Annotated in this window: 4 protein-coding genes and 3 pseudogenes; 2 read left to right on the top strand and 5 right to left on the bottom strand. The window is 50.6% G+C overall.

Annotated elements, in window-relative coordinates:
* Nucleotides 1-8: 8 nt before the first annotated feature.
* From IPN95_25265 to IPN95_25280, 4 genes and pseudogenes are all read right to left on the bottom strand, one after another.
* Complete coding sequence (locus tag IPN95_25265) at nt 9-2,432, bottom strand: type I restriction-modification system subunit M (GenBank protein MBK9452673.1); 2,424 nt, start codon at nt 2,430-2,432, stop codon at nt 9-11.
* 182 nt (nt 2,433-2,614) lie between these two features.
* Nucleotides 2,615-2,731, bottom strand: a pseudogene (locus IPN95_25270) (NAD(P)H:quinone oxidoreductase).
* Between the two features lie 98 nt (nt 2,732-2,829).
* Nucleotides 2,830-3,905, bottom strand: a pseudogene (locus IPN95_25275) (IS630 family transposase).
* 139 nt (nt 3,906-4,044) lie between these two features.
* The gene (locus tag IPN95_25280; GenBank protein MBK9452674.1) at nt 4,045-6,390 is read right to left on the bottom strand and encodes a heavy metal translocating P-type ATPase; all 2,346 of its coding nucleotides are present in this window, start codon (nt 6,388-6,390) and stop codon (nt 4,045-4,047) included.
* Between the two features lie 437 nt (nt 6,391-6,827).
* Between IPN95_25280 and IPN95_25285 the strand changes: the two genes are divergently transcribed.
* Nucleotides 6,828-7,340, top strand: coding sequence for an SRPBCC family protein (locus IPN95_25285; protein MBK9452675.1), 513 nt, complete (start codon nt 6,828-6,830; stop codon nt 7,338-7,340).
* 92 nt (nt 7,341-7,432) lie between these two features.
* Nucleotides 7,433-8,467, top strand: a complete 1,035-nt coding sequence (locus tag IPN95_25290; GenBank protein ID MBK9452676.1) for a methyltransferase — start codon at nt 7,433-7,435, stop codon at nt 8,465-8,467.
* 110 nt (nt 8,468-8,577) lie between these two features.
* Here the strand turns inward: IPN95_25290 and IPN95_25295 are convergent.
* Nucleotides 8,578-9,671, bottom strand: a pseudogene (locus tag IPN95_25295) (ADP-ribosylglycohydrolase family protein).
* Nucleotides 9,672-12,246: the final 2,575 nt, after the last annotated feature.

The following is a 12,246-nucleotide window of genomic DNA, read 5'->3' on the forward strand; positions in this document are numbered from 1 at the left end:
GAGGTGCGTCACTGCCATACGAACCCCATCTTTTTCAGGTGCTCATCGACGCGGGCGGCGAGGGTCTCCACTTCTTCCGCCAGCCGGGGCAGCGGCGTGGCGTAGCGCTCAGTCAGTTGCCGGATGCGTCCGGTCAGGGCTTGGCTAACGCGATCCAGTTCGCCCTGTACTTGTGCCGCCAGCGTGGCGAGCCATTTGTCTTCCACCACCAGAGTCTTGATCTCGACCTCGGTGAGCTTGGCGTATTGGGCGGCCACCTGGGTGTCGAGCGCCTTCTGTGCGTCCTTTACCGCCTTGCCAGCGGCGGCTTCCTCTTCGATCAAGTCGGCGTAGGCGTCGAGCAGCTTGCGTTCCTCCAAGGCGTCCATGTCGCGCTTGATCTCGGTCTGCCGCGCCTTGACGCTGACCTTGGTGAGTTTGCCCTTGTCGTTCTTCGCTTCGGCCAGCAGTCCGTCCTCGCCACCATGTTCCTCGTCCATCTCCTCCATCTGGCGGCTGATGGCGTCGCGCTCGGCTTCGCGTTGTTCGATGGTGGTCTGTTCAACGGCGAAATAGCGGGCGACGATCAGCGCGGGCGGGATCAAGTCGGTGTTGGGCTTACCATCCTGTAGGGCCTGCCAGCCGTCGCTGGCGATCATCCAGGCATCGTCCTGCATGGTCTCAGCCCAGTAGTCCATCAGGTGCTGATAGACGCCGTAGGGGTCGATCAACGAGGCGATGGCATCATGACTACGAAATGTTTCCAGCAGGTTTTCCGAGAGCGTCTCGATCAGCAGCTTGGGACGATCGCCAATCCGGATACCGGTGAGCAGTGGGGTGTTGGCGGCCTTCCATGTGCCGAACAGCGTCGTTACCGTCTGGTTAAAGGCGGTGAATTCGGGGTGACCGAAGATGGCGGCCTTGACTTGACCCGCCTCGACCCTGGGTTGGCTATAACCGGGGCGCTCGGCGGCGTTGGTCAGCGGGCCAAACAGTTCGCGGCGCACGCTGGGGAAAACCTTCCAATAGGCGGCAAGGCCGTCGATGTCAGCATTGGGGATGCCGCCTTTGAGGTGGGCCTCGATGTCCTGCACGTCTTCCGGGGAGGTCGAGTCGATGTAGCGCGGCAGGTTCAGATTGAAGTCATTGCCCTCAACCTCGGCCAGCGGCACCAGGCGCGAGTACTTGGGCGTTTCCAGTTGACGGGTAAAGGTATCGACGATCTTGTGGATATCTTGCGCCCGCAGCCGGTTCTTGTTGCCATCCTTGATGAAGCCACGGCTTCCATCGATCATGAAGATGCCGCTGTTGCCAAAAGCGCGCCCGGCCGCACCTTCCTTGTCGAGAACGATGATGCAGGCGGGGATGCCGGTGCCGTAGAACAGGTTGGCGGGCAGGCCGATGATGCCCTTGATATAGCCCTGTTTGACGATGCGGGTGCGAATAGCCGCTTCGGCCCCGCCGCGGAATAATACGCCATGCGGCAGAATCACTGCCGCCTTGCCGGTGCTCTTGAGGCTTTTGAGCATATGCAGCAGGAAGGCGTAGTCGCCATTCTTCGCCGGGGGTGTTCCATACTCAAAGCGGTTATACAGATCATTGGCTGGATCAAATCCGGTCGTCCATGATTTGACCGAGAAAGGTGGATTGGCGACTACGTAATCGAAGGTCTTGAGGCTGCCGTCGGCGTTCTTGTAGTGCGGGTGTGCGAGCGCGTTGTCCTGCCAGATTTCCGCCGTAGGGCAATCGTGCAGCACCATGTTCATCCGCGCCAGCGCCGAGGTGGCGTTGTCCATCTCCTGCCCGTACAGCGCGAGGTCGAGCCCGGTTCGGCTCTTGGCTTCGTCGTGCGCTTTCAGCAACAGCGAGCCGGAGCCGCAGGTCGGGTCATAAATGCTCTGCGCGGCATGGCTGGCTTTGCCGAGGTCAATGACCATGGCCATAATGCGTGAGACTTCCGCCGGGGTGTAGAATTGCCCCTTGCTCTTGCCCGATTCAGTGGCGAAGTGGCGCATCAGGTATTCGTAGGCATCGCCCAGCAGATCGTCGCCCTCAGCCCGGTTGCGACCGAAATCCAGCCCCTCGAAGATGGCGACCAGCTTGGTGAGACGATCGACCATGGCCTGCGCCTTGCCAAGCTTTTCCTCATCGTTGAAGTCGGCGACGTTGATCGCGCCCTTAAGGCTGTCGTTGGTGTCGGCCAGCTTGCCGATAATCTTGTTGATCTTGTCGCCGATCTCCTTGTCACCTTTAGCCGCCACCATATCGGCAAAACCGCCGCCTGCGGGCACGTTGATCAGGGCGTTGGGGTCACCGGCGTATTTGTCGGAGACGTATTTGACGAACAGCAGGACGAGGACGTAATCCTTGTATTGACTGGCATCCATACCGCCGCGCAGTTCGTCGCAGGATTGCCAGAGGGAGGAATAGAGTTCGGACTTCTTAAGAGCCATGGGGTTTAGTGTGGGTTGGAGACGGGTACTGGAAGTGGGTTACTCTACAGCATGGACGGTTATAAGACAAAGAGATTGAATCACCTTGTCATGATGGTTCCCACGTTCCCAATTTGAGTAAAGCAGGGCTCAGATCTTCATACCCAGCTGTTTCTCCACCCGCACGGCGCGGTATGTTGTAGCACGGGTTTAACGGCAACCTCGGCATTTTCGACGCTGCGTGCACCTTCAGCTACCGCGTTGGCCATAATTTCGATATGACCATACATGCTGTAGTACAAGACAAGAATTTTTGCCATGGCATACTCCTGATTGATGGGGTTGTGAACTAAAACTTTGCTAAAGATTGAATAGTACTCGTTCTAATTAGTGCAGTGTCTCTCAAATGTGCATACTTTTAGACTGTGGCCTGTGACTGCGTCATGGCGTTACGGGCACGCTGAATTTTTCGCAAAATTTCTTCACCTCTGGCATTCCAAACATAACGTTTTGGATTTTGATTGCGGTCAGCCAAATAGGTGAGAATTTTATCGGCCAATTCCTTGATCGAAGCAAAGCTGCCACTGACGATCTGGTCAGTCAGATCGCGGAAAAACGCTCGACCAGGTTAAGCCATGAGGACGAAGTTGGCGTGAAGTGCATGTGGAATCTGGGATGCTTGGCCAGCCATGCTTTTACCTCGGGATACTTGTGGGTTGCGTAATTGTCGGCGATCAGATGAATATCCAAATCTTTTGGTGTTTCCCGCTCGATTTTCTTGAGGAACGCCAGCCATTCCTGATGCCGGTGTTGTTTGGCGATGGTTGTGATCAGTTTACCTTCCAGATAGTTTAGCGCAGCAAACAAAGTCAAAGTGCCATGGCGAATATAATCGTGCGTTGTGGTCTTGATATGTCCGATGCCCAGCGGCAATCCCGGCTGGGTACGCTCCAGCGCCTGACATTGTGATTTCTCGTCGCAGCACAGCACCAGCGCTTTTTCCGGTGGATTGAGATACAGGCCGATGACATCCCAGAATTTTTCCTGGAAATGCGCATCGTTCGACAGCTTGAAGGTTCGGGTCAGGTGCGGCTTGATGTCGTTTGCAGCCCGCAGCGTTGCACGCTGGCCGTCGAAATGCCTGCCGCTTGCGCCATAGTGCGGCAACTCCAGCGTCCCAGGTTGGCGGGCGGGCGCGTTACTGTCTCCAGCACTTTCTTGACCGCCGTGTCGGGCAACGAAGGCTTGCGGCCACGCCCAGGTGCGTCCGTGAGACCGGCCAACCGTTCCTTGACGAAGCGCTGATACCAGTGACTCACCGTCACACGTGTCACTCCGGCTTTCGCACCGATTGCTTCCCTGTGTATGCCCCTCAGCCGCCAGCAAAATGATTTGTGCGCGTTGCCGATCCCTTACTGACACGGTGCTGGCGCGTAACCGCCTGTTCAGCTCTCGTTTTTCTTCTCCCGTAAGTGCAATCCTAGTCTTTGCCATAATTCGCTCCCCAAAACAGTTCGTACTTCGAGTATAAGCAAATTCAAAACAATGTAAAGTCATTTGGAAGACACTACATTAGCTAGTATTAATATTCATGAAAATAAAATCAGAAAGTGTTATTTTAAACCTTCTGTATTTACTCCAACTTGGTAGTATGCAACCGTAATGCATTGCCGATCACGCTGACTGAAGATAGCGCCATCGCAGCCGCAGCAAAAATCGGTGACAGCAAGATGCCGAAAAACGGATACAGCACTCCGGCTGCGATCGGTATGCCAGCTGCATTGTAGATAAAGGCGAAGAACAGATTTTGGCGGATGTTACGCATGGTTGCTTCGGATAGGCGCCGTGCCCGGACGATACCCAGCAGATCGCCGCGCAGCGAGGTTACGCCCGCGCTTTCAATCGCAACATCGGTGCCCGTACCCATGGCAATGCCAACATCGGCGGTGGCCAAAGCCGGAGCATCGTTGACACCATCACCCGCCATTGCGACTACTCGCCCTTGTTCGCGCAATCGCGTTACGATTGCCGCTTTCTGATCGGGTAACACTTCCGCTTCCACTTCGTTGATACCTAGTTGCCGAGCGACTGCTTCAGCCGTAATGCGATTGTCACCGGTCAGCATGACGATGCGGATGCCGTCGGCGTGCAGAGCATCAATAGCGGCGGGTGTCGATTCCTTCACCGGATCGGCGATAGCGACAATACCGGCAGTTGCTCCATCGACTGCTACGAAGATCACTGTCGCCCCATTCTGACGCAGTTCATCTGCTTGCGTTTCCAATACCCGGGTATCAATATTCAGTTCTGCGAGAAATTTGGTATTACCCAGGATAATTCGGTGACCATCGACATTCCCGAGTACGCCTTTGCCAGTCGGCGAATCAAAGTCGGTTGCCTTGGCCAGCACAATCGAGCGCTCCTTGCCTGCAGCTACGATGGCAGCAGCCAAGGGATGCTCACTTCCTTGTTCCAGGCTAGCTGCAAGGCGTAGCAGCTCGTTTTCGTCGATATTGCCAGCAACACGAATTGCCGTGACCCTGGGTCTGCCTTCAGTTAGCGTACCGGTCTTGTCAATCACGATAGTATCGATCTTTTCCATGCGTTCCAATGCTTCGGCGTTCTTGATCAGGACACCTTCGGTCGCGCCCCGTCCCACACCCATCATGATCGACATCGGCGTCGCCAAACCCAACGCGCACGGACAGGCGATGATCAGCACGCTGACGGCGGCAATCAGCGCATATCCCATAGCGGGTGGAGGCCCCCAGATCGACCAGGCGGCAAAAGCAAGTATGGCGATCAGAATGACTGCCGGAACGAACCAGCCAGCAACGATGTCAGTCAGCCGCTGGATCGGTGCACGAGAGCGCTGCGCTTGCGATACCATGCGAACGATCTGCGCCAGCATCGTGTCACGCCCAACTCTCTCCGCGCGCATCACGAAACTGCCTTGACCGTTGATGGTGCCGCCGATCACTTTGTCGGCGGGTTGCTTGCGAACCGGCATGGATTCGCCGGTTACCATCGACTCGTCAATGTTTGAGCTACCCTCGATCACTTTGCCGTCGACGGGTACTCGGTCGCCGGGGCGAACTCTCAGGCGGTTGCCTGCTACCACCTGATCCAGGCCAATTTCCTCTTCCATATCGGCATCGTCAAGACGGCGGGCGGTAGTTGGCGACAAATTGAGCAAGGCTTTGATCGCACCGGAAGTACGTTCGCGCGCTCGCAATTCCAGCACTTGGCCCAATAACACCAGCACGGTGATAACCGCCGCAGCCTCGAAATAAACTGCGACCGACCCATCACTACTGCGGAAAGCATCGGGAAAGAGATCAGGCGCAACGGTGGCAACGATGCTATAGATCCATGCCACACCGGTACCCATCGCAATGAGCGTGAACATATTCAGCGCGCGGTTCATGATCGATTGCCACCCGCGTACGAAGAATGGCCATCCTGCCCATAATACGACTGGTGTCGCCAACGACAATTGCACCCAATTAGAAGTTTGTATAGACATGAGGTGCAGTCCAATTAGATGGCCGCCCATCTCCAGAATAAAGACTGGCGCAGTCAATATGAGGCCAATCCAGAAGCGACGAGTCATATCGGCGAGTTCCGGACTGGGCGCATCGTCGAGCGACACTTCTGCCGGTTCCAATGCCATGCCGCAGATCGGACAATTTCCCGGTCCGACTTGCCGGATTTGTGGATGCATCGGACAAGTATAGCTAGTGTCGGATGCGGATTCCTCGATTGGGGTCTTGCCCGCTAGATAAATATCGGGTTTGGCCACGAATTTATCGTGACAGTGGGCAGAGCAGAAATAGTAAGTTTGTTCATCATGCTCAGCACGACACTTCGCTGTATGTGAATCGACCGGCATGCCGCAAACGGGATCGGTCGCTATAGCACGGTGATTCGTGTGATGATCGTGGTTATGCTGTACATGCTCGTGAAGTTCGTGAGTCATAACTTGCAATCCTTATAGAGCAGGCGTTTTTGCGTTTCGGTACTTTTGCAGCTGATCATATCTTGGTGCTGATAGCTAGTCGAAAGCTCAAACCATTAGTTTTAACTATAGGAAATATAAATACTTTTTTCCTAAAAAAATAGGTATCCAGAACTAAATAGGTTGTCAAACTGTTAAATCCGATGTACCTGAATACTTTATTAAGAAAAATGAATTATTCTAAATGATGAAATTTTATAAGTATTTAGTATGAAGCGCTTGCATAATATAGTTTTTCCGTTGAAAAAAACCTTTCAGGAACGATTAAATGCGATTCTCTTCTTGTCTGTCTTACTGATATAGCGCTTGAAACTGATCCAATATTGGTTTAACGTTTAAACCAATTGCCAATCAATAAGCTGGATTGGGCATCCACTAGTCAAAAGAGGCTAAGCAATATGTTTAATTTAGGTTCCATGCTCAATTTAGGCTCCACTGAGCCGGTCTTAGGCAAGGCGCATATAATAGTAGAATGCCCAGCCAGTGAGATTTTCCAGTATCTCGGAGAAGGTTTATTCGAAAATTACCCCAAATGGTCGCCAGAAGTTAAAGAACTAGAACAAATCACACCTGGGCCGGTGAAGCTGGGAACTGAAGGGCGGCAAGTGCGTGTTGATCAGGGGCGTCGAACAGAATCTAAGTTTAAAATCTCTACTTATGAACCCGGTGTACGCCTAACGCTCGTTGGAGTATCCGATCCTTATCGCTGTACGTATGAATTACAGGCAATCAATCCTGAAAACTCTACCAAATTGACATTTTCTTTTGAGCTGCTTGAAATTCTGGCAATCATGCGACCTTTCGAAGGGTTAGTCCGAGTCGCCATAAAGGATGGTGCTGAGCGAACGGTTCAGAATATCAAACGTTTGGTCGAAGCAGAAAAATCCAAGAAAGTCTCAATTAGTCAATAATCACTTTAAATCATGCGGCATAGCATCTAAGTATTTAATAATAATCACTTGATATGGGCGTTTTTAGCCCAGCTAAAGTTAAAGGAGGACTGATGACACAAGATGTTGCTTCCAACATTCAGGCACCACGAGTTGATGATCGTCCGGTATGGGATGTGATCTTTGCGGTTTATGGTTATCCGGCATTACTGCTGGCGCATCGACTAAAAGTTTTTGCTTTGCTTGCAGCTGGTCCGCGAACAGTGGAAGATATTTGCAGTTCATTAAATATTAAGCAGCGTCCAGCGGAGGCCATCCTAACCGTAGCTACTGCCTTGGGTTTCTTGTCATTACAAGAAGAGCGTTATTCTCTGACTGCGGTAGCAGAAGAATATTTGCTGGAGAAGAGTCCTAATTATTTTGGATTCTTCTGGGATCTGATGATCGATAATTATCAGGTTTGTTCTTTTTCAACACTGGAAAAGGCAATTCTCACAGATTCTCCCCAGGTTTATGGTGGCGGTGATATTTTTAAATCTCATGAAGAACAGATCGAATTACTGCACCGCTTTACGCGCGGAATGCACAGCTTCAGCATAACCGCAGCATTCGTTTGGCCTGAGGTCATAGATTTTTCCCAGCATCGGGTGATGCTCGATGTGGCAGGAGGCTCAGCCGCTCATTCGATTGGTGCGGCATCAAAGTTACAAAATCTGAAAGTTATATTTCTGGATTTTCGTCAGGTATGCGAAGTGGCTCAGGAATATATTAATCAATATAGCCTGCAGGAGCGGATTAAAACACAAGAAATCAATATCTGGAGTGATCATTGGCCATCGGCTGATCTGCATTTTTTCTCAGATGTCTATCACCATTGGATGCCGGAAAAGTGTCATTTTTTGACCGCAAAGAGTTTCAATAGCCTTGAATCCGGCGGACGCATTGTGATTCATGAAATGCTCTATAACGATGAGAAAAATGGTCCTTTTGCATCCGCTGCTTACAGTATGATAATGATGGGCTGGACCGAGGGCAAGCAATACTCCGGTCTGGAATTGTCAACCATGCTGAAGGAAATAGGCTTTGAGGACATTCAAATCCACAAAGCCTTCGGCTACTACAGTATCGTAACTGGGCGAAAGCCCTAGTTTTTGCTTAAGTTACTATGAGAAGTGAGTTAAGGTTTGGTTTACGCTTTTAATCTCAGCAAACGTCATGTTTAGGGAAAATTTTGGACCGACTTCTTATTTTCCGGATATTAATTGATAGTATCCGTTTCACCATTTACCTGGGAGGCGAGAGCTATAGCAAGACTTTTTAGTTTGTCCAGGTCTTCAAGTCCGTCGAGAAATCGTTTCGGAATACCAGAGAAACCTACTTGGGCGCCTACAAGCGCACCAGTGAGAATAGCGCGGGCTTGATTTTGCCCTCCACCATTGACCGCATGAAGCACAGCAGATTCGAAATCGTTTCGAAAACGAGCAGCAAGATAATAGGTAGCAGGAAGTTGATGATAAATGGCACAGGGCATACCGTACACAATCGACACCTTCCACGCCGGTTCTATGCGTATATCCGCATCTGCGGCAGCTTCAGCCATATAAGACGGCGTGAGCAGGGCGTCTGGTGAGGCGAACCGTCCGGAACGTGGCGGATCGGGATCACCTGAGCGCGGGGGTTGTAAATCGGCAAAGGTAACGGCATGAAAGGGTAGCTTCCCGGATTTTACCAATTCCATCAATTTCCCGGATAGCGTTTTATCCAGCGCATGTCCGCATATTAGCATGCCCAATACCGATGCATAAGCTACGGTCATAGAAATCACGGTATCATCGATCTGGGTAAGACGAGTATTATTTGCGACTACGGTAGCCAGTTCAGTAGGCTGAAACGCATAGCGGACAGCTAGCGCTAATGTGCGCTCAATCGCTTCCGTGTCATCCGCATGACTTCCGGTTTGCCCCCATGGTAATTTCTGTTCTACACGCCGCCTCCATGCTTCCCGAATTGACTGGCTGGTGTAACCACCCGGTCCGCCATCGGTGTGCCGTCGAGAAACGGAAACAATCTTTCACCATTCGGCGGCAAAAATCCGCCTCATTATATCCGCCATGTTCAACGAGGGATTGGAGCGTGAGCGTAAGAATGATACCTGCTTGAGAGAGCTGGCCGGCCTTGCGTCCACTGTGATATCGGCCAGGTTTAGGATCGGTATAGGGTAATCCACTCCCCGTAGTCGCGCCGAAGTTCCGAGATATCGTAATACCAATGCGGACCAAGTCCCAGAGCGTCACCGATAAAACGCCCCATAATGGCACCGGCAGCGCGTTCTTGTGTGAACGTGTTTGTCATGATGATTTTATTTAATCAAGTATTATGCAAGAATTTATACAATGCCTGGGACTTAATGTCTCAATCTCAGATTGTTTTCCCTATATTTACAATCCCCGCATTCCTTTTGTAATCAAATAAAACAAGTTTACAAAAACAGAGTTTGCTACTATGGTTTCTATCTTGTTGTTTGTAATAAATAATATATTTTAAAGCTACTGTCGATTAATGACTTTATCTTTAATCGGAGCGAATTCAAGAATCACCCACAGCTCTTGATATTTGTTAGAGATACTGAAAAAGTTCATAAGTACTTGATAGAAAATCTATTGCCATTTGATGCGCTAAATATAACCTTCTAAAATATAACTGTATTGCAATTGTAGTGCAGAACGTGAAGTTTCTGTTTTCTGTGCTACATATCAAAAGGCAACTGTACTCAGGCAACCTTATTCGCAATATCAATCCGAAACAAGGTAACTGGTAGTTCCTCAGCAATACTTCAAACAAATCCCATTTAATTGAAGCAATCAATAGGCACACTTTTGCCCTCGTCCGTATTTGCTCACCCTGAAAAAGGAGAAATAAAATGTGTAATCTCAAATCTATAAGGGAGTAGCGGCCTATTGCGCTGTTTCAATTAGGCCAGATCGTCGACACACCAGGCGCACTGGAAGCATTGGAGCATGCAGCCATCAACCTAAATTCCTCAGTTGAAGTCACTTAAATCGCTCAAGAATCCCATAGATTAAGGCTTTTGAAATATTCATAGCATCACAGTCAGGTGAGATTTTAGTGAAATAATCAAAATCTGCTGAAAGTGTTGTCATGCCTTGCTCTCAGCTTGTTTCTGTAACTGAGGAGCAGTTACTTTTAGGCCTGAGATCATTGATAGTAATAGATTACAGCCATTTTTAACCTAAATTCCGTCTGAGGAATTTAGAATTATTGCATCTTACAAAAACCAAATTCCAGTCAATAAGTTCTGGGAATGCTCTTCAGCTTCTATCAACCTCTAGCAATGGTATGCAATGGGACACAAACCAGTCAATCAAAGAGTTGCCCGATAAGTGTATTGATTCCATCAAGATGGGCAAATGGGAACCATGGCATCCTAGACCTCGTATTGATTCCTGCCGAAAGCTTTAACGACAGAATGCAGGTTATTGTGAATTTAGGTACACAACCTTTGGCACGATCTCTGGAGCGCAAATTCCGTTCTCAAAGTATCTACTCCTCGTGCCAGGCTTTGAGTTGCCATAGCAGCCGCATCGGTTGATCATGCCCTGTTACAGCGACAGTTGTGGGCGCTACGCCTATTACGGGTGACCCCAGGAAAATATCTGCTGTGGGGTGATCAACTACAACATCCAGATCGTCTAGCAACAGGACCGCGAATTGGTGGCCCAACGCAAATACCGCCCATTACACTCGCTCCCTCCAAAACCCACGCCATCCGGGAAAGGAGACGAAATCGATTTGACTCGCCGAGGGACTTTCGGCGCACCTCGTAGGCCCCGACTTACGCGACAACGTAACGCTTTCCAAAGACCAGCCCGAAGGCAGGGACTGGCCGTACGATCCGCTCCGTCTCTTCACTCACCAAGATGCGTTCACTTGCGGTGCGCGCCTGTGCGCACAAATGCGCAGCCAGATTAACCGCCGGCACACCATGATGGTAAAGAGGCTGTTGGCGCCAAAACCCGTGGCGTCCATAGACGGGTCCATAGCAATGCCAATACGGTGATCGAAGATTGAGTTGATAATTAAGGCGCTGCCATTCCTGCATAATGTTCGAAATTCAGCTCGATCTCAGGGCTGCCTGCAGGGCTTGGCCGGGTACCGCGCGCCCGCCATCTCAACAACCAGCATCATTCCATCGCCTAAATATTTATCAATGCGAGCACCATGGCGCAAAACCAATGGCCCCCCAAACGTTCCAGGTATTCATCTTGAAAAAGGCTGTCGCGTGCTTATGGGTAATTTCTGAAACAACAGATCCGAATGCGTGATATCCGTAAACAACACGGTTCCCCTTGATTGATGTGAGGGTCCACGACCCCAAATGAACCAAATTGGTCGGATCTGAAATATCGTTTGAAACCGCCAAAGCGAGTTTGACGCAAATGGGGTCAATTTTTTTCTCGTCTTCGAACGTAAACAGGTGATCCGGTCTTGGTTGAGAAACTGCACGACACCGACCAGCTCCTCCCGAACTTGAACAGTGGCAAGTAAGGATGTTATTAAGTTTAAAGCAGATTTCGTATCTAAATCTTTCGTGCGCTTTATCGGCCGTCAGAGGTGAATAAATTGAGGTCTTGCGCGTGACAAAACCGCTTCCCCGCTTGACTCCCGTGCAAATCGATTTGCATCTTGACGACGCTCTGCGCTGCGGGGCCATGCAATTAAAAACACCAACGTCTCCTCAGAATAAGGATTACGACAATGATCGAATCGGCCACCGCGCCGATTTGACTGCTGCGCGCAGTGTGTCGAGTTGTTCTTTGTGCTGCTGAATTTCCAAACAGCCCTCGATGCAGCGAATTCATTAGAGTGCTTTTGTTGTTCGAGTGCCGCTTCAATCGGGCACACTTTG

The organism is Bacteroidota bacterium, assembly GCA_016718825.1.
Classification (GTDB): domain Bacteria; phylum Bacteroidota; class Bacteroidia; order J057; family JADKCL01; genus JADKCL01.